24 protein-coding genes are annotated in these 25547 nt (G+C 31.9%); 6 read left to right on the top strand and 18 right to left on the bottom strand.

Annotated elements, in window-relative coordinates:
* Positions 1-3: 3 nt before the first annotated feature.
* The 18 genes from Q73A0000_RS06900 to Q73A0000_RS06985 all read right to left on the bottom strand — a co-directional run bounded on the left by Q73A0000_RS06900 (position 4) and on the right by Q73A0000_RS06985 (position 16912).
* Entirely contained in the window at positions 4-1992 is a 1989-nt protein-coding gene (locus tag Q73A0000_RS06900; protein WP_193813323.1) for a type IV secretion system DNA-binding domain-containing protein, read from the bottom strand.
* Between the two features lie 40 nt (positions 1993-2032).
* Entirely contained in the window at positions 2033-2902 is an 870-nt protein-coding gene (gene traN / locus Q73A0000_RS06905; RefSeq protein ID WP_193813324.1) for a conjugative transposon protein TraN, read from the bottom strand.
* Entirely contained in the window at positions 2895-4118 is a 1224-nt protein-coding gene (gene traM, locus Q73A0000_RS06910) for a conjugative transposon protein TraM (protein WP_317174284.1), read from the bottom strand. The genes traN and traM overlap by 8 nt, the downstream gene beginning before the upstream one ends.
* Positions 4108-4473, bottom strand: coding sequence for a hypothetical protein (locus tag Q73A0000_RS06915; RefSeq protein WP_193813325.1), 366 nt, complete (start codon positions 4471-4473; stop codon positions 4108-4110). The genes traM and Q73A0000_RS06915 overlap by 11 nt, the downstream gene beginning before the upstream one ends.
* Positions 4473-5087, bottom strand: coding sequence for a conjugative transposon protein TraK (gene traK / locus Q73A0000_RS06920; protein WP_193813326.1), 615 nt, complete (start codon positions 5085-5087; stop codon positions 4473-4475). Before traK ends, Q73A0000_RS06915 begins: the two co-directional genes overlap by 1 nt.
* 43 nt (positions 5088-5130) lie before the next feature.
* Positions 5131-6390: a hypothetical protein gene (locus Q73A0000_RS06925; protein ID WP_193813327.1), complete on the bottom strand. Its 1260-nt coding sequence runs from the start codon at positions 6388-6390 to the stop codon at positions 5131-5133.
* 3 nt (positions 6391-6393) lie between these two features.
* Positions 6394-7218 (bottom strand): hypothetical protein, encoded by an 825-nt coding sequence (locus Q73A0000_RS06930; RefSeq protein ID WP_193813328.1) that lies wholly within the window; start codon positions 7216-7218, stop codon positions 6394-6396.
* A 4-nt stretch (positions 7219-7222) separates the two neighbouring features.
* Complete coding sequence (locus Q73A0000_RS06935) at positions 7223-7891, bottom strand: hypothetical protein (RefSeq protein ID WP_193813329.1); 669 nt, start codon at positions 7889-7891, stop codon at positions 7223-7225.
* Between the two features lie 10 nt (positions 7892-7901).
* Complete coding sequence (locus tag Q73A0000_RS06940) at positions 7902-8579, bottom strand: hypothetical protein (protein WP_193813330.1); 678 nt, start codon at positions 8577-8579, stop codon at positions 7902-7904.
* A gap of 17 nt (positions 8580-8596) precedes the next feature.
* Positions 8597-9253, bottom strand: coding sequence for a hypothetical protein (locus Q73A0000_RS06945; RefSeq protein ID WP_193813331.1), 657 nt, complete (start codon positions 9251-9253; stop codon positions 8597-8599).
* Complete coding sequence (locus Q73A0000_RS06950; RefSeq protein WP_193813332.1) at positions 9240-12305, bottom strand: TraG family conjugative transposon ATPase; 3066 nt, start codon at positions 12303-12305, stop codon at positions 9240-9242. Before Q73A0000_RS06950 ends, Q73A0000_RS06945 begins: the two co-directional genes overlap by 14 nt.
* Entirely contained in the window at positions 12280-12582 is a 303-nt protein-coding gene (locus tag Q73A0000_RS06955; RefSeq protein ID WP_317174285.1) for a DUF4133 domain-containing protein, read from the bottom strand. The genes Q73A0000_RS06950 and Q73A0000_RS06955 overlap by 26 nt, the downstream gene beginning before the upstream one ends.
* Before the next feature lie 23 nt (positions 12583-12605).
* Entirely contained in the window at positions 12606-12929 is a 324-nt protein-coding gene (locus tag Q73A0000_RS06960) for a DUF4134 domain-containing protein (RefSeq protein ID WP_410504124.1), read from the bottom strand.
* A gap of 34 nt (positions 12930-12963) precedes the next feature.
* A complete protein-coding gene (locus tag Q73A0000_RS06965) occupies positions 12964-13527 on the bottom strand; it encodes a hypothetical protein (RefSeq protein WP_193813049.1) in 564 nt (187 codons plus the stop codon).
* Positions 13528-13561: 34 nt separating this feature from the next.
* Positions 13562-14212, bottom strand: a complete 651-nt coding sequence (locus Q73A0000_RS06970; RefSeq protein WP_193813334.1) for a ParA family protein — start codon at positions 14210-14212, stop codon at positions 13562-13564.
* A gap of 12 nt (positions 14213-14224) precedes the next feature.
* On the bottom strand, positions 14225-15712 hold the full coding sequence (locus Q73A0000_RS06975; protein WP_193813335.1) for a relaxase/mobilization nuclease domain-containing protein: 1488 nt from the start codon (positions 15710-15712) through the stop codon (positions 14225-14227).
* Positions 15709-16059: a hypothetical protein gene (locus Q73A0000_RS06980; RefSeq protein ID WP_193813336.1), complete on the bottom strand. Its 351-nt coding sequence runs from the start codon at positions 16057-16059 to the stop codon at positions 15709-15711. The genes Q73A0000_RS06975 and Q73A0000_RS06980 overlap by 4 nt, the downstream gene beginning before the upstream one ends.
* Before the next feature lie 61 nt (positions 16060-16120).
* Positions 16121-16912: a hypothetical protein gene (locus tag Q73A0000_RS06985; protein ID WP_193813337.1), complete on the bottom strand. Its 792-nt coding sequence runs from the start codon at positions 16910-16912 to the stop codon at positions 16121-16123.
* Positions 16913-17259: 347 nt separating this feature from the next.
* Between Q73A0000_RS06985 and Q73A0000_RS06990 the strand changes: the two genes are divergently transcribed.
* From Q73A0000_RS06990 to Q73A0000_RS07015, 6 genes are all read left to right on the top strand, one after another.
* A complete protein-coding gene (locus tag Q73A0000_RS06990) occupies positions 17260-19299 on the top strand; it encodes an AAA family ATPase (protein ID WP_193813338.1) in 2040 nt (679 codons plus the stop codon).
* Between the two features lie 18 nt (positions 19300-19317).
* Positions 19318-20325 (top strand): HNH endonuclease, encoded by a 1008-nt coding sequence (locus Q73A0000_RS06995; protein ID WP_193813339.1) that lies wholly within the window; start codon positions 19318-19320, stop codon positions 20323-20325.
* Between the two features lie 526 nt (positions 20326-20851).
* On the top strand, positions 20852-21682 hold the full coding sequence (locus Q73A0000_RS07000) for an alpha/beta hydrolase-fold protein (RefSeq protein ID WP_193813340.1): 831 nt from the start codon (positions 20852-20854) through the stop codon (positions 21680-21682).
* A 1-nt stretch (position 21683) separates the two neighbouring features.
* Positions 21684-22706, top strand: coding sequence for a serine hydrolase domain-containing protein (locus Q73A0000_RS07005; RefSeq protein ID WP_193813341.1), 1023 nt, complete (start codon positions 21684-21686; stop codon positions 22704-22706).
* 334 nt (positions 22707-23040) lie between these two features.
* Positions 23041-24135, top strand: coding sequence for a hypothetical protein (locus tag Q73A0000_RS07010; protein WP_193813342.1), 1095 nt, complete (start codon positions 23041-23043; stop codon positions 24133-24135).
* Between the two features lie 499 nt (positions 24136-24634).
* Positions 24635-25252 (top strand): hypothetical protein, encoded by a 618-nt coding sequence (locus Q73A0000_RS07015; protein ID WP_193813343.1) that lies wholly within the window; start codon positions 24635-24637, stop codon positions 25250-25252.
* Positions 25253-25547 lie beyond the last annotated feature (295 nt).

The raw sequence follows: 25547 nt of genomic DNA on the forward strand, positions 1-25547 counted from the left end.
ATTTTAGGCTGTGATTATTTCGTTAACAATGAGTTCTACTTCTTTATTTATTTTTCTGAAATTGGTCATTAGAACTTCTTCCTTCCGGTCATTTCCTTTTTTGTCGATGAATGAATAGTAATTTGGCAGTGAGACATAATTATTTTCCTCGTTTTTAATTGCCTTCATATCAAGATTAATTTTCCCATTGATTGCCGATGTTTTATACTCTTCAGTATCATTTTCTTCACCTTGTGCAATCATCCCGACCATTTCCCCTGTTTTGAGCGCAGCGATTTTACCTGCAGGAATCATAAAATCCATTTTTTCATTAATACTGGTAGTCGTCCCTTGTTGTGAAATAGATTGTGAAAAACTTTTCTGTTTGATTTTCCCAAACATTTTCTCCATCCAATCCAATGTGTTTTTATCTCTTGCTGAACCTGAAAGAATATTTCCAACAATAGCAGAAATCGTATCAGCAACTTCTTTTTTGTAGAACTGACGAAGCTGCGGAATTTCTTGAAGTCCTAGTAAGACTGCGATCTTATTGCTTCTTGCAGTAGCCACAATATTGTCTATTTTATGAATGTAAATGGTTGGAAATTCGTCTGCGATAATTCCTCCTGGTAAATTATCTTTCGAATTGATCAATCGTAATGTTCTATTTAAAACCGATGAATACAATGCAGAATTGATATCCTGCGTTCCCGGATCGGAAGCCAAAATTAGGATGGACGGATTTTCTTTATCCGTGATTTTCAGTTCTACTTCATCGCCTGAAAACACCCAAAAACTTTCTTTTGTAGCCAATCTTGAAAGGAAAATTTTCAAAGTCCCAACTTGTCCTTCTAACTGATCAAATGCTTTATTATCATAAGCTGTTTTGAAAGGTGAAAGCAAGGAATAAATTTCTTCATTGGTAAAAAGAGTATCGAAAATATCTTTATAACTTCTATTCATAAAAGATAGAATATGAGGCAAATCAGAGTACTTCCCATTTTCGAAAGTCGCAAAAAAGTAGATGCAAGAAGAAAGAAAGTTGATCGCAGATTGGGTAAAAAATGCTTCCGAACCACCACCAGAACTAGAACCCCCTTTTTGTAAAGATGAAACCATAGATTCTGCCATTTCCTGTGCTTCCGCTAAGGTTCGGATATATTCTTTTTTGAATGGATTAACTCTTTTGGATTTCTCAACGTCATTCAGATTGATGACATTAAATTGATGTTGATAATTAGAATCCTTTCTTTTCTTTTTGAGATAATGATAGTAGGCGATTTTGGCCAAATCAGGAAATTTGAAATCATAAATACAAAGACAAAAACCCTTATCAATCATTTGTCGGATTGCCGGATTAATAACACCGAAAGATTTTCCGGATCCAGGCGTGCCAATAACCATCGTTCCTCGAAACGGATTGATGTTGATCCAACCTTTGTTGGTTTTTTTATTAAATCTAAAGAGGTAAGGAATATTAATCGATGTGTCCGTTTTCACCAGTTCTTGATTTTGAGCAAAACTTTCTTCTTCAATATTCCAGCGGTCTTTACCCATTTTCTGTTGCATTAATTTTGAAATATTATCGGCACCAACTTGCGCTATCAATGCCCCTAGAAAAGATAAAAATGTATAAATAATTTGATACAGATTTAATGGTGGAATTACTTTCGGAAGAGTATTGTTTCCAGCTTCAGAAATAAAAACGAGGGAAGAAAACATCAGTGATAATCCTATGATAATTGGTAAAAGGATTTGTTTACCAATATTCAAATCTATTTTTTTCTTTGCCCTTGTTCCTATTGCAACCAGTGTAATAAGAATGATCGTACAAATTTTAGCATTTAAAGGTGGGTAAAAAAGACCCATCTTCGCGAACTTTGTCAGAAGATCAGTTACAAATGGAATATTTGCAGAAAGAAAAAACAAAGAAGCACAATCCAACAAGACGATAAAATAAACCATCTTTTGGAAAAAGCTATAGATCTTAATTTGATTCTGTTGTTCTTGCATTGTGAAATATTAGAGGTTATGAAACTGAAGACTGAAGAGATTAAAAAGTATCAGCATTTAAAATATCGGAATACTTCACGGTCATTTCGATGGCTCTCCCAGAGAGTTGTTCTTCCAAAAGTCGAATTTTCATCACCTTACTATTGGGATAAGTAAATTTTTTGAAGACGTAAATATTGCGGTAACTTTTCTTGAATTGTTTTTGATCGTATAATTTAAATACTGGATCAAGTGCGATACTCTGATTATTGGTTGCCTTGTAGATTTTTTTATCCTCTACAGAAAATTTAATTGCATCGATATCATAACCTAAATTGGAAGAATTTAGAAAAGTCATGTCCAGAAATATGTAATCATTTACCACATAAACATCATTAATCTGCATCGTGAGTTTTAGGCCTTTTACTTCTCGAATAGGTTTATTTAATTTCTTTTTACGTAAAATATCTAAAGAGAATCGATGCAGTTCTGAATTGGAGAATGCCATCTTAGGATATTCAAGCGGCTGCATGTCTTCGGGTTGAATTTGGATATTGGTTACAGCGTTGCCTTTAAAATCTAAATAATTGACTTTGTACTGAGCCATAAACGATTGGCAAACGATGGTAATAACTCCTAAATTATTTTCGTCAATATCTTTACGAATTGAAGTTGAATCCATTTCAGTCACATCGGTGATTTTTATTCGCGCGATATTTTCAGCAGGTAAATCACCAGTGAGATTACTTGTTGATAAATCCACAAACTGAATCGGTTCCGGAGAAATAATATGAAGACTAACTCCATTTGAAATATCTAATTTTGTTAGATCTGTAACTCGCTTTTCGGGCATTTCTGTTTGACCAGAAACTGATATTACTGCAAAAATCGATAATGCAAGAAGTAATCTTTTCGATGTATTTTTAATCATTTTCATTTTGTTTAAGTTCTTTGTCGTTAATAAGGAAGATGTAAGAATTGTATTTCAGTTTTGCTTTGTTTTGGCGGATCATATTGGAAATGGTTTTAGAAGTCGAACTGAATAAACTGCTAAAAAGACTGGTGAAAAAACTTTCTCCACTGCTATCCATTTGGGTTCCCTGTACAGAATTGGCACCCATTTCTCGGAGCATTTCTCGAAAGTCACTTTGTGGTACATATAATCCCTGCATTCCGTCCATGTCAAAAACAGAGAGATTTATGGGCAGAATTTCACCGTTATTTAAAATTGAAATCACATTCAAATTCACTCTCTGTAGAGAAAATCCTGATATTTGACCGTACAAAATAGACCCTTTACTAATTTTATGTTTTCCAACATTGATGTCTTCCAACAGGCGAAAACGGATTCGACTTCCGAGATAACCTTTTAGATTTTCATCAATCACTGCTTTTATAAAATTGTTATCCTTTTTCTTCGAGATTGAATTGAAACTTGGATTCAATGATGACTTATTTACGCGAAGGGTGGAGTTTAAAAAAGCGGCCATCTTTTCTTTGTTTTTTTTCAACTTCTTTTCAGAAGTCAATGCAGACTGATATTCCGGATCTTTTGCTTTTTCCAAAGAATCCATCATCAACATTTGTTTTCTTAACATTTGAACCGGATCATTCTCTTTTTCCTGTTTTGCAGCATTTAAACCTGATGGAGAATTGGAATAATTATCTCCATTGCTTCCTTGTCCATTGCTTTCATTATTCAGCATCCGTATCATTTCTGCGGAACGCTGAAAATCTTTTTCATCAGAATTTATTTTTGACTGTTGCTTGTAGTAACTACCCTTTCCCAAATCAGTTGAACTTCCATTATTAAGAGATCGAACTGTTTTAAGAGAATCGATATACCGTTTTTGTTGATCATCAAGGTTATCCGAAAAATTTTGCAAACTATCTTCTTCTTTATCAATTCCATCAAGCATTGATCTTCCATCTCCTTTTTTGAAGAAATCATCATAGGCTGCATTTTTCGATAATATAGAATCCTGCGTTTCTCCCAGATTAATTGATAAATCTTGAGTTACTTTCGGCGGCTGTTTTTCTTTCCCTAAATATTTTGTCGTCTGATAGCCAAGAAAAAGGATAACTGGCAGAAGAATCAATGGAAAAATATATTTTGGCTGTTTAAAATTGAGTTTCTTAATGTCCATTTTTCAAAGTTTGATATTGATTGAATAAATATTCGATTCTGAGACTGTCACTTTTAGTTAAAGGACCATTTTCTCTTTTGTTTTTAAGTTGCTGAAGTTCCTTCACCACGCCACTCATTTTCTGTTCAGTTTTATCCATATCAAATTTTATCTGATCGCTTTTTGAATAAAGGTTTGGAATGTTATTTTTGAAGGAAAATTTCGGAGTGAAATAAAAATATTGAATGAAGATCAAACCAAAAGAAATGAGCAAAACAATCATTACGTAACCGTAAACTTGCTTTGGATGTTTCATAATCCAGTCCTTAAACTGACGAAATTGTTCTTTAACAAGGTTGTATTTTTCACTGATCATTAGTAGTTGGATTTTGTTTTGTTAGACAGTTCGCTATTATCTAAAATTCTCCAGTTTCTCAGAAGAACACCGTGTGGATTATTTGGACTTCTTATCATGTCCTCAAAACTCCCCTCTGTAATCAATTTCCGAATGATTAGGGACTTTTTCCGGTTGATCATCTGCGTACCGTAATAGATGAATTTTCTATTTGGTAAATCTATTTTTATGGAATCGTTCCTTACCGTAACCAGAGAATTTCCAGAGATAATCTGATTATAAAATCCCTTCTCTCGCAGATTCGTATATTCTTTTTTTCCACTATCATCAATGAGGTAAAGAGATTTCTCGACGTTTTCCTTGATGTATCTGTCATCAGGTGCTAGGGTGAAAAACAATCGGTGAAATAATTCGATCTGAGATTGATACTCCACTGGTCTGTTTAATAATTCGTCTGTTTGTTTAACCAAAATTGGAACACCATTGTCAATCACGTACAGCGATTTCCGTGAATCTTGCACCATTTTGTAAGCCATCACAAATCCTGCAATAACAACGAAAACCGAAAAGAGTATCGATGCTATTGACACCGCTTTATTTATTTTTATTTTTTGTTCTATATTTTTAACTAGCATGATTTAAAGTTGTAGATGTTAGACTTCAGACATTAGATTATCATTATTTGTTATTCATTTTACCGACCGCTTTTGCAATTTCTTTAGCCGCAACTACGGCTCCTGCAACTCCTCCTGCAGCCGCTGCTGTTGCTGTTCTCCCAATTGCTTTCCCGGCGCTTGCTACCGTTCCTCCTGCTGCTTTTCCTTTGCTCATAATTCCAGCACCGCCAGCGGAGACAATTGAATCGGAAATCGAAGGAACCATCAAAATTCCAATTCCAGTTATGATATAAGCAACTGCAGGAAAAAGAGCGGTGTACATCATACCGCTGTTTTGTACGTAAACCCGAAGCGTGTTCATATCTGCAACACCGCTGGAATCAATCATGAGCGCATATCGATCGAGTTCCATTTGATATCCTGACATAATCAATTGCTGACCAATATTGATAATCGTGTACGTGATGAAGCTGTAAAGATTAATATTGATGAATTTGGTAACCCAGTTATTAAAGGAGTTCTCAAATCCTGGTATGAGGGACATTCCTACGGCAAAAGGACCCAAAACAATTAATATGTAACTCCATATTTTCTGAATAAAAAAAATCAGATAGGTACAGACCCGAAGAATGGTAAGAGAAACTGCTTCAATAATTTCTGATAATGTTTTTTGAATTTTAAATTCCATTTTCATATACCATTCTTTGGCGGGTGCCAGTAATTTGTCTACATCGATATCGAACCAACTGTCGTCTGCTTTTTTTTCTAACTTATCCAAGGTTTCTTGCTTGGCTTCCTCTTCTGCTTGCGTTTTTATAAGAATCTCTAAGATTTGATTTTGTTTTTTGAATCTTTCAACTCTCAAATCATTAGCATCTTTTTCAATATCTTGAAAAAGAGCGATTCCTGGTTCTGCCAAAGATTGTAGTGGATATTGAATCATATTGGTAAAAGCACCCCAATACATTAAAATAAAAGCAATGATTGTAGGACGGATCATCGGTGTTACTTCCCAAGGTCTTGCGCCTTCCTGCATTTGCCAACCCAAATAACCCATATAACATAAGGCTCCAAAACCACCAACTGCCTGTCCAAGCATTACCGCACCTGCCGACTGAGCTGCCATTGTAGTGTCTAATCTTGTAAATGCCTCCATAAACCATTTTTCAAAAGCACCATCACCTTTTAGAAATTGTAGCAGTTTGTTATAACTATCAGTATCGCCATTTTGACTTAAAATAGGATCGCTATTTTGACCAAAAATTATCATTGGCAAAAGGAATAGTAAGAGACAAAGCGTTAGCGTTAAATATTTTTTCATGCTTTAAAATTTATTTTTATATTCAATCATCATTTTTTGAGCAATCGCCAAGTCATTGGATCTCCAATCAGATTCTAATTTTGTTCTTGATTTCGTCAGAAGTTTTTTATAGTCAAGAAATAAATTATTTTTTTGATCGAAAGCTCTTAACTGATTTGCAAATCTTCTCCAACCAATTAAGGTTTCGTGATACATTAGAAAGCGTTTTCCACGAGGCATATCCAAAGTTCTGGAGTTATTGTACTTATCTTTTAGTAGTGCAAGTTCTTTTTCAAGATGTGCAATTCCTCCATTAGCCAACATATTTTGATAAATTTTATCATCCTTTATTTGCCATTGGATATAATTTTGAGGATTTTCGGGGAATTCTTTCAATGGTCTGAGCATTCTTTTATAATAGAGCAACCAAAGAGGATCGGCTTCAACAGTTACAGAAGTCCAGTGAGCAAAATCTTGTACGTTTCTTGTGTATAAAGTATCGACTTGAAGTTTGATTTTCTCAGCCTCTTTTCTTTGAAATTCTAACTCAGCGAATCTTTGAACTTCTAATCCGGTTGGTTTCAATGGTCGAATGTCTGCGCCATCCTTGTATTCCCTATTTCTTGATGGAGCGAGCCAACCCCAAACCGTAGCATAAGCGAAATTGGTTTGTATTCCTAAAAAGTATTTTGGATAGGGACGAAAATCTCCCCATGATTCAAATACCATTCTCTTATTGTGCGCGACAATTGAAGGATCATTCAATCTTTTGACTTGCCCATAGCTTAATGAACTTCCAACAAAAATTGTAAGAAAAAGCAAGATTTTTTTTGTGTAATTTTTCTTCATCGTATTAATTAAAAATGTTTTGGTAATAGATCATGATTTTTTTAACAATAGCTCTGTCAAGATTTACATAAGAATTAATGGTCGGAATTTGATAGATATATGGAATTTTCTTAGCGTTTTTCAGCCTTATTTTAATACAGATCAGATAACCATTTATCATTTGAGCTTTGGAAGAAAGATTTTGAATCAGTACTTGGCGATCATAAGGATCCATCAGAAAATCGTTTTCTTCATGAAGTATATCCTGCGTCAATTCTGTTTGCATTTTAAGGAGTTCCTGTACAGCCGCTATGTAAAATCTGTTCATTAGAATAGCAAATTCAGGATGTTGAGCAGTTAGAATGAGAACGTCATTTGCATTTTGACCGATTTGTACAAAAGTTTTAGATAAATAATAAAGTTGCTTTCCTTGCTTGATTGCTGAATTTATATTGGTTAATTTATCATAGACGAATTCTTGAATGGCAACAACTTGAGCAATTTTTTGATTGATATCGTTGTATAACTTTTTCTGCTTTTCATAAGAGTTCAAAAAGGACTCATTGCTAGCCAATCGAACCGCTTGATTTTTGGTCAATTGTGCTAACAGTTGGTCGTTTATCACAATAGTTTGTCCTTCTACAAAAGTTAATCCTGCTATAACAGTCAATAGAGCAAGTGTTATTTTTTTCATGTCCTTACTATTAAAAGTGATTGATAATTTGTTCTACAATCTGTTTGTCCTTATTGATATAATTGAGGACAACAAACTTTGTCCACTCCACTTTTCGCTTGATATCTCTGATCTTCATCAACATGAAATAGGAATCTCTTCGAAGTCTTGCGACTTCCTCCAAAGCAAATTCTAATAAAATTTTCCTTTCCGCTTTTTCCATTTGATTAATGGCACCATAGGAAAGAACAATACCCGTTAGTAATCGCACAATCATTTGTATATCATCAACAAATTTTATTTCTGCAGGCAAAACAACAATGAGTGAATAAGGTGCAGTTTGGATTTCTGTAATTATCTTGGATTGAATATCTTGTATTTTCTGACTTTCTAGAAAAATGGCATAACCGGTGGGAATGGCCTGCATTGCAAAATCAACAATTCTCAATCGGTCTTGAATTTTAGTCGTGGTTTCCTTAAACTTTTCCCATTGTTTTTTATTGACAACTTCGGTTGCTAAATTGGTGTCTTGCCAATTTTTCATTTCTTTCTGTCTTTCATTTTCCTGCATCGTGTGCCGAATCTCTTGATTCATCATCGGAAATGAAACATTCTCTTTTTCCCAAGGAGGAGTCACATGTCCTCCGGATGAAGTAATTACCAGATAAACTGTTGGAAGCATTATTGAAAGAAATAGTCTTTTTTTCATGGTGCCTTTTTTAAATATTAGAATCTGTTTTTATAAGTCCACATAATGTTTTGCACAATGCTTATATCAGTATTGATATAACCTTGAAAGGGATTAATAGACTGAAACCATCCTAACCTTATAGCTCTTTCGATATTCAGTTTGGTAGAAAGCAACCATATTTTAAGCATTATTACATTTTGAGAAACCGAAAAAAGTAGTTTATAACGATCTCCTGCAGTGGCAAGATTTAATTCTCCTGGCTTTAATAAGTCTGTGACATCTGTGGTCAATTTTATGACCTGTTCATACGCTTTTTGAGACGCCTTAACTCCAAAAACAGCATATTGCGGTTTGTCTTTTGTTAGAATTAAAATATCACTTGAATACTGTAAACAGCGGTCCAGTTCGTTATAAATCCCAATCACCTGTACTCCATTTTTCAATGTTCCAGATACCTCATTCAAACCTTTGAGAACGGTGTTTTGAATATTATTTGCCACCACCATCTGTGTTCCTACCCAAGCTTGAGCTTGTTGCAGTTTTGTTTGTTCCGTAATTGTTTTTTCCTGCTGATTTTCAAGATTATCCGAATATAATTTTAACGCAAGTGTTGTTGTCACATCGATGTAAGTGTTTTGCGCCGAGACGAAATTTCCTACGATCAACAAAAGAATAAGTCTAAACTTTTTCATAATCGTGCTTTTTAGAATGAAGGAGTTCTTTTAAATTCAATCCACGATCTTGCATTTCCTGTCCAATTATTTTCAAAATATTTTGGTCTTTGTTTGCGTTTCTTATTTCCTGATAATAACCAAGAATATCTTCATCAAGAGGTTGTTGATAGAGATTGACTAAACCAACCATATTTTCCATTTTGTCCTGCAGTTCAGTAAAATCTTTGATAAAAAGTTGCAGTGCTTCATCATAACTATCAGCTTGATGCGCGTAATATTCAATGGCAATTTTCTCAGGTTTTTCTGTCGTATAGGTTAAATATTGCTCCAAGGCTACTTCATTCCCATAGACTTCTCCTTTCGATCCACGTTTTAAATAGAATTCCTTGAAGCGGCTTCTTCCGAACTTATTATTCAGATTATTAATGGTGAAAATCTTGTTTTGTTCCACTTTGTTTAGTGATAGCAAAGAGGCGATTTTATCAAAATTATCTTTGAATTTAGTCTGGTCTAGTAGTATAAAAGTGTCGGAATTATTAATGATAGAATCTTTCACAACGGTGTTCCCGATAATATCATCGAGTTCCTGAGTTACCACGACCGCTTCACCCCAGAATTTCCTTACTGTTTTGTACAAATAAAGAATATAACCTCCCATTAATTTTGAAGCAATTGCTTTCCATGCTTCTTCAATGATGAGTGCTTTTCGTCGGTCTTTTCTCAATCGCATTTTCTGGATGAACGTGTCCATAATAATCAGCGTGACGATCGGAAATAGTTTCGGATTGTCTTTTACATTATCAATCTCAAAAACAATAAAGGGCTCATCAAATAAAGTACTATCTGCATTTTCATTCAGCGTTGTGCCATATCGCCCACCTTTGTAAAAGTCTTTTAATACGAATAAGAATGTTCTTAGTTTGAATTCACTTTCATCAATTCGGTGCTTTTTATTATTGAGATAAATCGGTAAGAACTGATCACAATAGTCGTAGAAACTGTTAAATGATAATTCTGCAAACGCAAGTTTATTCTCTAACTCAACAATTCTTTTGATGAGCGCTTTTCGTAGTGCATCGTTCCATTCTTTCGTATTCTGCGGTCTTTTTATTACCGATTTTGCTTTGGTCAATATGAGTTGCGTTTCGTCATAAATCTTTCTTCGTTCTTCATCATTCAAAGTTTCGTAAGCTTCAAAGACTTGAAAAAATTTAGAAGAATCGTAATCCGGGTTATCCAAATTTTTATCGGGATGATAAATCTGAATCATTTTCCGTCCCTTTTCTCTAACATGAGCAGTGGTAGCATCAAAAGGAATTTCCAGAATATCGTAATAGGTTTGATGTTCTTTAATTTCGCTTTCAAAATCAGCATGAATATCCTCTTCGTGAATGTTGTATTTTCGTAAATATTGAAATAGTTCTTCAGAACTTTTCTCTTCGTACCAATTGTTGCCACCATTAAAAAACTGATGATAATAAGACATCAACACATTATCTAAAATAGATTTTTGAGTTGAACTCATCGAAGCATCTGCACCTTGCCAAATCAAAAAAATAAGATTGGTTAAAAACTCAATTTTTTCGATGTTAAATTCCTCTTTATCCATTAAAAAAGGATTCATTGTAATTGGTTTTTCCTCCGTATATTGAATGTATCTCCCGCCCTTGTAAGCGCAAAGACCGGAATAGGAATCGCCGGTATCCACAATAATTACATCATAATTATAAGTGAGATATTGCTCCACGATATTGTTCATCAAAAAAGATTTACCCGAACCGGACGGACCAAGTACAAACTTATTTCTGTTATTTATTCTGCCGGTTTTCATGGGTAAATCTGATGGGTCTATTTTTAAGGGAACGCCTTGTCGATCTGTGAAGCGTAAGTAAAAATTTGATTCTTCGTTTACGGGGTAACTTTCTTTAAAAAAAAAACAAAGCGCAGCTTCGCTTGTCGTTGTAAATAAATCGTATGATTTCAGTTCCACTGCATTTCCGGGAATGCAACATCTAAAAAGCTCCAGTTGATTGTAAGAATTTTGGGAAACGATAATTCCTTTCATGAACAATTTATTTTCAATTAAGGATTGAGTTTCTTCCATTTTTTCAAGAGAATCTGTAGAATAGGAAATAGAAAAATGGGCATCGACGATGAGTTGACCGTCCATCGCTATATTATGAAGCAGTTCATCAATTTCTTCTGCAACGATGGCATTTGACGGTGAATTATTTGCGACACCTTCATGCTTTTTTTTCTTTTTTTCTAACTCACGCTGTTTTGAAGCTTGGTGTGGAATCGAAATAATCTGATTGTAAACGATGGTTTTGTAATCGTCTAATTCATTGATAAAAGAAAAATTGTCAACTGCTGTTTCTGAAGCGGAACCGTTACCACCTAAATAGGAATAGGTTTCAATTTCTGAAGGTAATTCGATTTTTTCTATGTCTACGAAACTAATCGTTTTAACAAATTTGTTACCGATGTTAAGATGTTCATGCGTGGCTTTAATATTATCAAAAGAGGGCGTTTGAGCAAAATTCATTGATAAAATTCCACTGATATAATGTTCGAAATCCTTTTCCTTTAAAAATTTGGGATCGCACTCATTTTGAGACAGAAGCATAAAGATTTTAAGGCATTTATCTCTTAATATTTTGTACGCTTTTTCAGAAAAATTGTATTTGGTTTTCTTTAAATTTTGATCTACTATCTCCGTAAACAATAAAAGGGTATCGATGGTTTTGAACATCCTCCCTTCAAAATGGTCGGAATATTTTTGCTGTAAAAATTCATTTGATTTTTCAGCAGTATATTTTTGTTTACTGAAAATGTCAATCTTCTGAACAATATGATTTTCCCCAATGATCGCAACAACTTGATTCAAAACCGTATGAAATTGTAGATAAGCTTCAGGGTCAGCAGAATATTGTTCTACATTATTTTTGATTTGTATTCCGATAACAGGATTGCCGAACTGACCGATGAGCACATCAAAATTCCAGTTATTATCTTTCCCGTAATCATACCCAATAAAAGGAATATCAAAAGTTTTTTTCTTTAAGTTCATGATTTACTTTTTTTGGTAAAAGTTTTACATTTCTGAATTTTGTCGGAATAATGTGCAATTCTTCTTCATTCCTTGTTTTGTTATATAGTCCTTTCCTATCCTGCATTTTGTAAATGAGAAATACTCCAGTTCCTCCTATTGCTGCGCCGATGATCATTCCGAATAATCCAAACAAAGAAGAAAGTATCGCAACTGTAATAAGTCCACCAACGGCGGAACCCATTGCGAAGTAGATATACTTGTCTTTTAGTCCGAAAAATATAAGGGGCTTTTTCAACCCCTTATAAAGGAAATATCCCATTAGAATATTGCCGCAATAAATGTTGGAACCAACAAAAGGAAAATACAGGCACCTCCCCAACCAACAATTTCTTTGTTGATGTCTTGGTCTCCATTCGTCCATTTGTTGTAAATCCTAATTCCTCCGACCGTTCCTACGATGGCACCAATGGCATAAATCAGCAATCCCAAATCGGTGATATAACCGGAAATAGTTGAGGCTGCTGCACCTAAAGCAGCACTACCACCAGATTGTGCAAATGCAGGAGTTAAGGACAGAACAATCGCAAAAACAGTTATTGCTCTTTTCATCATTTTGTGTTTTTTGAATTCTTGATTCATCATGTTAAAAAATTAAGGGTTAAAAATTATTATTGATTTACATTGCGGATGATTGATAAACTTTGAATCCATCGATGTTCTTAATTAATTGAACATTGGTTTCAGCTAGATTTAACATTTTCTTCCATCGGTCACTATTTAATTTTTTGATTGCTAAATTCACTTCGTCATTTTGTTGGTTCTGAATTCGTTCATCGTCGATTATTACGGAATCAAGTTTCTCTTCAAACTTTAGTTCGGAATCTTCAATAATTTTTTCTTCGGTTGGTTCTATCAATTTTTTAGCATTAAACGAATCAATGTTTTGTTCAGATTCAAACCGTTCTCTCCAATGATCCATATTTTGTCTTTCTTCTAACAGCGTTGTTTCAATTGGAAATTCACGTTGACTAAATGATTTTGGAGTATTTAAATTTTCGACATCTTCAATACCTACAGTTGTGACTTCGGTTTTGTTTAACTCCTCAAAATCAAGGTGATAAAAGTCTTCATTCTCTTCAGAATTCACAGCAGATTCTTTTTTAAGAAAGAGGTCATAGACGATATTCCCAACGTAATAGAGTGCATAAAGTGCGAGTAGAATAATGATAAATTGTGTCATTTGTTTCAAGTGTTTTTTCTGGTAACATTTTTTATTAAAGCGAAATTTCCAGCGATCCGTTGATACAATTAATGAGCTCATCCAATGAGTTTTTAACTGCATATTTTTGATGTTTCGTTAGTTCTCTCGTACTAATTGTTTGTAGACAATTCCTTTTAAAAACAGGGTTCTTCAATAGAATACCATATTTTACTATTTCCGAATCCATTCCTTCTTGATTAAGATATTTATAGCCTTTATCATATTTTGACCGAATAAAAATGCGTTCTGCCTGGCTTTCCAACTGTCCCATTAAATTGACAAATACTAAAGTTGATTTTGCAGAGACATCAGAATATTCAAAAGGGATAATGATGAAATCGCTATAAATCAATAAATCGATATATTTTTCATCAAGCGTTCCTGCCAAATCAAACAGGTTAATATCTTCACTTTCTTTAAGTCCAATAATGGTTTCAAAATCGGAAAATGGCTGCTCCACTTCCTCCTCTATAATTTCAACTTCGTAAAGCTTTGGAAGATTCAGCGCTTCATCTTCCTTCCATTTGTGGTAAAATGATTTTTGAAAATCAAAATCAAAGACATTAAGCTTTCTTTTTGAAATTGTCGAAATGTAATTAGCAAAGGCAATGGCAAGTGTAGTTTTACCGGTTCCTCCTTTCTGAGTTGCAAAAGTGATAATCATTTTTTCCGTTTTTTATTTTCTACGTTTTCGTTTCTTTTTAAGTTCATTCTCAGCAGGATCTTTTGCAGTTGTCGTACTCTTCATCAATTCAAATAACATTTCATCTACTGCTTTTATAATCTCATTTTTTTCATTATTTTGAGCTCGGTTTTCTATTTCCATATTGAAAATTCCTTCTGCATTAAAATATCTTTGGTATTCATTTTCTCCTAATAATGCTCGGAGTTCTCCGATATAATGGAATCTGGTGTGAACTGCGTACACTTTTCCATCCGCACTTTTTGCAATAGAAATACAATCATTCACTTTCCGCTGCTTTTTAATAAAATCCCTTACTTCATTTTGAACTTTCCTATAGGTATCCAAATCCTTTTTCCCTCTGTTTTCAAAAAGCATAAAATCTTGTAGTCCGGCTACTGGATTTTTTATTTTTAAAAATTCAAGTAGAATCATTTTTGACTCTAGATTGGGAATATTGTAATCCTTCAATATTTCAAAAAGCTTTTTATCAATTTTATCGGAAGTGAATTCAAACAAATCATTCATTTTCATTACCTCACTTCCTTTATAAACTTTTCCTGTTTTATGGTCGATTAAGGTGTAACCAAATGGTTTAAAATCATCTTTTTGATGAAACACAGTATCAATCCCAAAAATGTCTTTCAGCTTTTTTTGAAGTTCACTTTCAAACTCAATTTTCATTTTTGAATAATTTTCTCGAGGAAATAATTTTTCATCTGGTAGCATTGATTCCTGCCTCCTATTATCTTCCACTTTAAAAACCTTATTCGAATGGATCTCTTTGTATTTTATCAAAATGGCCTTGATCTGATTTTTCCTGTTATCATTCTTTTGGTGGTCGAAAACGATTTGGTTACCATTAATAGTTTTCTTTTTCACTCCGTTTTTTAGAATATCAAAAGCGTTTTCATCTTTCTTATTTTTGACCATTTTGTATCCGCTTCTTTCGAGTAAAGTTTCCAGTTGGTTAAGAGAACTGATCTTATATTTCAATAATTTGTTTAATTTTTCATCCTCATTGAGTCCGTATATTTTTTCCATCACTTGAGCCAACGCTTTTTGTGATTTTAGTTTTTCATAGCTATCATTAATCTTCTTCCCGGTTGTTTTGTCTACTCTTGTAGTAACCATATGCACATGGTTATTATCGGTATCATTATGAAAAACTACTGTAAATGGCTGTTTTCCGTAACCCATTTCATCCATGAAATTTTCTGCAATCTTCGCCAACTCCTCTTTTGAATGTTCCTGAAATTTGGTCGAGATCATGGCATGAAACTGAGGTTTTAGTACTTTTTTATTCCCAATTGAAATCGCTCTCAAATAATCTCTGACTTGCTCTTTCTTACTGGACTTATTAATAAATGATGGAAAATTTTTCATCAGCATTAATTGCCCTTTTCCTTTATCAATTTTCTTATCGTTGTAATTGACTCCTGGAAAACTCGAACCCGCAGCAGCCATAACCTTAACAATCATTTTGCAAGCAAAGAGTAAATTTTTTCAAACATTTCATTTTGCTGTTTTTTAAGAATTGCTATTTCTAATAACTTCTCTGAAAATTTCTTTAATTCTATTTCACTTATAAATTTTTGCCCATTCACGATTTTTGCAACCTGATTGATGTTGGTTTCTATTTTTACAAATAGGTTATCCTGCTTTTCAATGAACACTATTATTTTTCTTCTTTCGTCGTCCAGAATTCTACCTTCTACAGAATTGATGATTAAGCTCGTCAGAGAAATATTTCTTTTCGCACAGTATTTTTGCCAATCTTCTTTTTTAGAATTCTGAATTCGTAGAATAATCAGTTTTTCTTTCACCATCTTATTTTTAAATATTCCCGAATGTTCTTCTGAGTAATAAGACCAATAATATTTTTAATTGTTAAGGTAAATAGGGTTTGGTCCAATTGGAGTACCCTTGAATTTCTCCGTAGGTATAGTAGGTATTAGATATTGCTTCTAAAGAACTTTTCGGAATTTGTATCGCAAAATTTTCAAGTAGTGCGGGAAAAAATTGGGTTGAATTTTCGGTATGCAGTAAAACAATCTGATTAGGAATATATCCGATATCACTGTAAATATTTCCAATATTAATAAAGGCGTCACCCAATATTGGCTCTGATTCACTTGATCTGTAGATTTGAAAAAATACATTGACGATTCCTTGAACTTTTCTAAATAATACTGATCCTTTTAAACCACCATAATTTTTAGTTCCTATCGTATAAGATTTTAGAGCAGTTAAATAGGCGTTCGGATTTCCCGAATAGTTAACGGGTTCAGACCAGGTAGAGGTTGTGGTAAGACCTGCGGCGCTGTTATGGTCAAATGTCAATACAATTTTGTATTCAATCGGCTGCTTTTCTTTTGAAAAAGATTTCCACAGACTACCATCAAAATAATATATGCCCGGTTCGGTTACATGAATGACCTGTCCCGAGAGAATAGATGGTAAAGTTGTTACAAAGATGATAGCACCCTTTTTTGTTGAAGAATAAGATTTTTCCCCTAACTGATCACCCGTGATTCGTGGAGGAATAATTCCATCAAAATGATTCACATCATTTGGTTTTCCTACCACTTCTAAAGTTGTCTCCGGAGTTTGAGTATTGATACCAACTTGTCCTTCAATGGATATTGCTATTAACAATAAAAAATAAATCAATTTTCTCATCTGTATTTTTATTAAAAACTTCGAGACAAAATTGAGCGTTAATACCGTCTAAAACAATAGTAATCAAAGGACTTAGGCTAAATAAGAACAATCTGGATTCATCTGGATTTTGAAAAGACTAAAAAAGAATAATCTGGAATGTCTTTTTTCCAAAAAATTTTATTTCAATCAAAAAAAATATTAAGTGGCAACTTTCGAAATAATAAACATTGATAGAGAATGAAGTTTCAGTGAGATCTTTTGTCCTTAATTAAATTTCTTGCAAGTATAAAGTTTTGGTATATTTATCCCCGCCTTCAGAAATACCCGAATCGTTATTCCTCATTTTAAAAAAGCAAAAATCTGAAATGAAAAAAAACACAAAAAAGTCAATTAAAGAAACGAATCAACAATTTTCAATTGTAGGTTTATATGTTGACAGAGAATGTGATAACCATATAAGAAAAAACTTAGAAGATGGATACTATCTTTTTAATGAATGGTGTGAAGTCAAAGAAGGTATAGTACAAATATCAGATCATAGGCAACCTGAAGATAATTTTTTTGGTAGTAACATAAGTATTCAAGCTATCGTAGGTAAAAATGGAAGTGGGAAAAGTTCTATACTCGAATTAATGTATAGAATGATTAATAATTTCGCTTTACATCTTGTAAAAAAACAGAAAAGGCGTGCCGCAAAGGTAATATACCATATTGAAGGTGTACATTCAGATTTATATTTTGTAAAAGGAAACACTTTAGGTTCATTAATATGTCGAGGCGAATTCATTGGATTTAGTTTTGGAAATTATAAAATTTCATTTAGCAAGGAAAATGCTAAATTTTCGGATTTTACATTTTATGAAGAGCTTAAAAATGAAGAGCTAATAGAGATTGCTAAAATGTTCTTCTATTCCATTGTAACGAATTATTCTTTGCAGTCATTTATTGATTTTGATTATAAAACAGAATGTTCAACTCAATTTAATACAAATGAGAAAAGCGGAATTGATTCAAGCGCAATCTGGATTAATAGTTTATTTCATAAGAACGATGGTTACTTAACTCCAATAGTGCTAAATCCGTATAGGCATAATGGTACTATTGATTTAAGAAAAGAATACCAACTTACTAACTCCCGTTTATCATCAATTCTAATTGAATCCAAGCGGAATAAGCGACAATTTATAGAAGGATATCAATTAAACACCATTGAATATACTTATGAGCCTCTACTGTTTTCAAAAAAGTTCGCTTATTGGAAAAAAAAGGATGCAAATTTTGATGATTTTATCAAAAAGTTTATAAATTTAGATAAGCAAAGTTTTGCATCACTAATATTAAAGGAATACGGATGGGAGACTTCACCATCGCAACTGGAACCACATAATATTTCATGTCTATATTTGGTCTATAAAACACTTAGTATTGCTTCTAAATATCCTAGTTTTGATAAATTTGAAAGATTTGGTGATATAAATAAGTTTGAAGATATTGTAGAAGAGAAAGATAATATTGATTTAATCGCACTTGTAAAAGAAATAAAAAAACATAAATCTCATATAACTTTAAAAATCCGGCAAACATTAAAATATCTTGACTGGTCTTCTAAAACTTCTGAATCTCCTCCACATTTAAATTTTGATTTTTCTTATGATGAGTACATTGAGGGATTGGCTTTAAATAAGCAACCAAAAGGGCTTGACGATATAACCGAACATTTACCACCTCCTTTTTTTAGTTTCAATATAAAATTAGAAAAAACAGAAAATGAAGAGGGCAAACCTAATAAACCTATTTTATTTCAAAGGATGAGTTCTGGCGAAAGGCAATTTATTTATACAATGAGTACTTTCGTTTACCATATCAAAAACATCTTATCAATCCAACAAAGTAACCGTGTAAGATATCGTAGCATAAATTTAATACTTGACGAAGTTGAATTATGTTTTCACCCCGAATACCAGAGATTATTTGTTGATAGTTTAATAAGGACAATACAACGTCTCAAACTAAACACACATTGTTCTTTTAATATCATAATTGCAACTCATTCACCGTTTGTATTATCAGATATTCCGATGTGTAATATATTGCATCTCAAAAATGGTATTCTCCAAAGTAAAGAACAATTCAAGAATCCATTTGGAGCAAACATCAATGATATTCTTTATCAAAGTTTCTTTTTAGAAAACGGATTTATTGGAGAATATGCACGTAAAAAAATATTAAAGGTTATCGGACAACTGAATAAACCACTACAATCAATAATTGATGAAAAGGAAAATATAAAAGAAACTATTTCATTTGTAGGTGAGCCACTTATTCAAAAACAATTGCAAAGCTTGTACAATGAGAAATTTAATTTGCAGGATGAAAAAGATATAAAATTTAAAAAAAGAACTTGAACATTATAAAAGAGAGAAATGAGAAGAATCTTAATAAGTTCTAATATTGTACAATTAGCAGAGGATTATCATAACAATCTTTTTAAAAAGAGAAAAGCTAACTTTAAGAAACCTATTAACAGCGATAGGACTTCAGGCAATCTAATTGTCTTGGAAGATTATCTTAGGGTTGATTGTGGTCTTACTCAGTATGCGGATTATGTTCAAACAATAATAGATAATTATTCTGAGATAATTACACTTCAGCCAAATGATTTTCAAAATTACAACGATGATTATTTTAGCTTAACTCAGGACGATTTAGCTACAACAGTTACTCCACCAGTCGGAAACATCAGATTTGAAAGAAAGCAATTATATGATTTAATTTTGGATGCCATGCGTTATGATGCAGTGCGTGACAAAGAATTTCTGCCATACGCAAAAAAAATTGGAATTAAATCCTGCATATACTGTAATGCTCAATTTTCAATTACCACAGAATCGACTAATGGAACTCTTTCAGGTAAGTATGAATTGGATCATTTTTACCCAAAATCTAAATATCCTTTTTTGTCAACTTCATTTTTTAACCTCATACTATGCTGCTCACATTGCAATAAAACTAAATATGATAATACCGCACTATTTAATCTGTATGTTATCGATTATAATTTAATCGAGCCATTCTCTTTTTCACTAGATAAAAGGTCAATGTTGCGTTATTTACTTACACAGAACGAAGAGGAGTTGGTTATAATATTTGATAGTATTGATTTGGATCTAAAAACAAACCATGAAAATTTATTTCATATATCAAAATTATACAATCAACACAAAGACATAGTTGAAGAAATAATCTGGAAATCCAAAATATACAATAAAAGTTATAAGGACAGCCTTTCAGATTCTTTTACTAGCCTATTTCCGAATACATCAAATTTTAATCGTTTTATTCTAGGTAATTATGACAGTCCAAACGACACTCATAAGCGACCTATGTCAAAATTAATACAAGATATCGCAAAACAATTAGGGTTAATTTAAAAATGAGGAATAATAACTAAACTTTCATTTTGCCTGTAAAATGAATTAACAATCAACGAAACAATAAAATAAAACCCTTAGAACGAAACCGTCGGAGCTCTAATTTTGGTTTTCGTTTGGAGTTATCGAATTTGGAATTTAGGATTACAAAGCAGCTTTTTAGAATGATTGATTTTTTTGACTTTCTAGATATAAAACTCATTCAGATAACCATATAAATAGATTTTGAGAAATATTTTCGTACTGAAACTCGGCCGTCCTTCTGTTTTAAGCATTTATCGTTCAAAACCAAACAATTTTAAATCGATATCTACAACAAAAGCATCAATAAAACGAACCGAATCTCCCCAGAATAGGAATTTTTCAAACTCGTAAAACCACTTTATTACGAACTATTCCAGTAATCTATTGCATTATTAAATTCACGAATTCACCGCCTTATTATTGAAATAATTTAGTTATTTTCGCAAATAATAAACGGATATTTTACACGGACTGCCGATAGCTACAATTTTATAAAAACCCTATGTATAAGAAAATTAGAACAATTATCACATTTTTATTCTTCACAACATCATTCTTTTCTCATGCTCAAACTCAGCTTTTCGATAATATAAAAGTAGATAGTTTGACTTTTGTAAAGAACAGAAATTCAATCAATAATTTATCAAATGATTTTTTTGAAAAACACGTTTATACTGAAGACGAAGGGGAAATACCTTATAGATTATTACTTCCCCAAAATTATAATAGGGAACAAAATTATCCTGTCATAATAGCTTTTCACAATTCATCAAGAATTGGAAATGATAATGAAAAACAGCTTGAACCCTTATCAAAAATTTGGATTAGGGAAGAAATTTATAATAAATATCATGCATTTGTTATTGTACCACAATTCAATGAACGGTCTTCAAATTATACAAAAGATAAAAATGAAATTCTCGTTTCAAAACCTTTCAATGATATTCATTTGATTTTTGGTTTATTGGAAAAATTCCAAAAAGAATATAAAATTGATAAATCTAGAATATATTTAGTTGGATATTCTATGGGAGCATCAACTGCTCAAAATTTAATAAGTATATCAACAAATAAATTTGCGGCAATTGTTTCTGTTGCTGCTGTCCCCGATTTCTCCAATTCAAAGGCTTTAAGAAATAAGAATATCTTTTTAATTCACGGGGAAAAGGATACTGAAAATCCTTATGAAGGAAGCCTAAAATTATTTGAAAAATTAAAAGGCAATAAAAACTTGGTATTCAAAACTTATAATGAACTTAATCACGGAAATATTACAATTCCATTATTGTTAAATGATGAAATTCCAAATTGGTTGTTCAAACAAAAAAAATAATATGAAATATCATGCTTTACTCTTTCTATTACTTCTATTAGCGTCGTCTTGTAAGACTAATAAAATCAATACTAAAGAATGCTCTTCTTTATCATCTACAATAGATAGCATTGCTTTAAATAATAACTTCAATGGTGTAATTTTAGTAGCAAAAGATTCTACAATTCAATATAAAAAGGCATTTGGTTATTCGGATTTAGGCAACAAAACGGAATTAAAAACAAGCGATCTTTTTTTTATAGGATCAATCAGTAAGCAAATTACTGCAGTTTTAATTCTTAGAGAGTATGAAAAAGGTAATTTAAAGCTCACCGATAAAATCAATAAATATCTACCTATTAATCAACCTTGGGCAGATCAGGTCACTATCCATCATTTACTCACTCATACTCATGGAATTGTCGAAATTGACCAACCTCTTGAATTTGGAGTAGGCACTAAATTCCATTATTCGCAGATAGGATTTGGATTGCTTTCTCAAATACTTGAGAAAATATATCATAAATCTTTTGAGGAAATATCAACTAATTTATTTAATGAATATGGATTAAAAAACACCTTTCATCCAGATAATAAAAATTATAAACATCTTGTAAAAGGGTATGAGGAAAATAAAAATGGAAAATTGATTTATGCCGAAGGAAATCCTGTAAAATATATTGCCGCAGGAGGATTAATTTCTAACGTAGAAGATATATTGAAATGGAATAAACTTCTATATTCTGGGAAACTTGTAAAGTCCACAACTTTAGATCTAATGAGAACTAGATTCGCAACGAGAGTTCATCCGATATTTGATGAAATTGAATATGGTTATGGATTATTATTCAAAGATAAACAGCAAAATATCGAAATCGGTGCATTTGGATACAGTCCCGGTTTTCCTTCAGCAGCGTATTATTATCCTCAAACAAATATGAATTTAATAGTCTTAGAAAATATTGGAGTTCATTTAGATGATTTCAAACAAACTTTTAAAGTTCATACAGATTTGATGGATTTAATTAAGAATTTAAAATTGTAGTTAATAAGCTTTCGCTTTGTCTAAAAAAAAATAGATGAAAACCCCTGAACCCTTCGGCATTGCTCAGGATAAACTTTACCTTCGTGAACTTTTCACTAATTTTGGTTCTTTGATGGAATTATCGAATCTGTAAATGAGAATATTAAACCAGTTTTTTAGTATGAGTACTTTTTTATGAAACTGACATAAGCTATTTTGGTGTAATAACAGTCCTATCGCCATTTTATTGAAATAATTTAGCTATTTTTCAAAATAATAAAAGGAGGTTTTTACACAGACTAAAAGTATCAGAAATTTTGTCACAAAACCGAAGAAACCTATAACTTAATTACCTATGAACATAATTATAGATAGTACGGAATATAAAAAAGACAGAAATCTAAATAAAAAGGATTTGTCTTTAATAAAAGACTTAGGATGTAGAAATTTAATAATCAATCATATTCCTTGGTTTGTCTTTAAAGAATGCACTACTGCAACTGTATATGAGTCTAAACAAAAAGTTCAAGAAGCTCTTTCAGCTTTAAATTCCCTGCCGAGATTAGGATTAGGTAGAAATGAAATCAAACATTCAGAATTTATCATTAACCAATTATCAATTCTAGAAAATAAAATCGAAAATTCAATTGCAAATCAATGGATTGATTTTATTAAATATTCAAAATCTATATTACACAAATTTGATAAAGACGAATCAGAAGTTGTATTCAAAGATTATTTTTCAGGAAATAAACCTTTTTCATATTTAAAAAATCGCAATGATATTCCAGATGCATTTATTTATCAGACAATAAAAAAAATCAGTGAAACAGAAAAATTATACATTATAACTAATGACAAAAAATTTAAAGAGTCTATTGAAACCTTATTAGAAAATACAACTGTTTATTTATGTTTTACTGATTTATTTGAAGACCAAATATTTAAAAAAATATTAGAAACTTATAACAAACTAATAGATAATGAGAAAAAACTAGATTTTATAAATCGATATTTAAATAAATATCAAACAGAAATAGAAGAAGAAGTTGTTGAGTTTATAGATGACATTAGCTATTTAGAATTTTATGATGACAAATTAAAATCAGATGATAATTCAGCAACGATACATTATATGACTGACCCAAAATTAAAAATTAATTTTTCAGATATAAAAATTATTGGTAACGAAGCCTTTGTACCAATATCAATAGATTGTAATGCTGATATAGATTATGCAATGTTTAAAGCTGACTATTGGACTTATGATAATTTGCCTAAATATTCCGAAGAAATAAACAAACATTATTTTTTAATAGAAGAATCGGTAAAATTAAAATTAAATCAAATAGTTGTAATTGATTTAGACGATGTTAAAGTCGAAGAAGATGAAGAGCAAGGTTTCGTACCATTTGCATTAGATAAATTTGATGAGATTGAAATAATATAAAACTTCTAATAACTAATATTTCGATTTGTCTATCAGACAAGAGCTGAACAGAGCTTCTCCAATTTTGGTTAAATTATAGACTTATCGAATCTGGAATTGAGGATATAAAAACAGTTTTTTAGCAGGACTGTTTTTTTTGGGAAAATTTTGAACTAATAAATCAACTTTACGAAACATATCTGTGACACTGGGTGAATAAATTTTAAATTGCGGTGCTATCGCTGCTAGATGTCGTGCATAATTTTTAAAGTTTCTGGGGCTTTTTCCTTGGATTATAATATTCCTTTCGAATCATTGCAGCGGTTTCGAAAAACCTTTAACTTCGTTGCAACCGCGATTCAAAATTTTGTTCATTCTTAAATTCTCCAGAGATCCTTTTTTGAAGCCATTATAAAGATTTTATTTTTGGTTCAATAAAAACAAATTTAATAAAACAACAATTGAGAAAGCTGGCTTGCTGAAATCCCGAAACATTACGCGTTAAAAAGCAGAATAAAAAATGAAAATAATAGCAAATAATCAAATATTCGAATTTGAACAAAACAGAAATAATGAAAACTTTTATTTCACTGATTTTTTACTTGCACTTCTGAAAGTTCCTAATGAGTATGTAATATGGCCGTATGGAATTGATAAACAAATGTCTGAAAGAGTATTTGCTTACGAACTATATCATCAGTGGAGATTAATTGCGAACCAGTTTAATTATGAGAACTTACTCATCAATGGAGAAATAAGAAAAGATGGATCAGTTCTGCGAAATAATTTTAATGATATCGTCTATCCAGACTTAATTTTGCATGAACAACAAAATAATTTAAACCAGCAAAAGATTGCTTGTGAAATAAAGACAGTCAAGAGTATTAATTCTTCAAATGGGAAATTTAATGTTAAAAAAGATTTAAAAAAATTAGGTAAGTATATAACTGAATTACAATTCGAAACAGGTATCTTTATACAGATAGGGAATCACTTTAATGAGTTTAGTGAAACAATAAGATATTTAAAAAAAAATGAAGCTGAATTTACGAACTCTGACAAAATTTATTATGTAATTAAAGATCATGCTTCTATAAAATTCGAGACACTTGAAAATTTATTAAATGCCAATGCTTAATAATTAGGGTTTTGTTTTACCATCGGGTAAGAAATGGGAACGTTGATCGGAAGTTTTCTCACATTTACTTTCTATTATGGAGTTATGAAATTTGGAATTGAAAATCACAAAGCAGTTTTTAATATGACTGCTTTTGAGGAATTAACGTGAACTATTTAAAGTACTCCATTCTTTTCACCTTTTTACTGAAATGATTTAGCTATTTTTGAAAGTAATAAATGGAGATTTTTTCAAAGGTTGCAAAAGTGAAAAGCAAAAATAGTAGCGTCCCATTAACTGTGTAAGTTAATGGGAC

It is taken from the genome of Kaistella flava (ex Peng et al. 2021), assembly GCF_015191005.1.
Lineage (GTDB): Bacteria > Bacteroidota > Bacteroidia > Flavobacteriales > Weeksellaceae > Kaistella > Kaistella flava.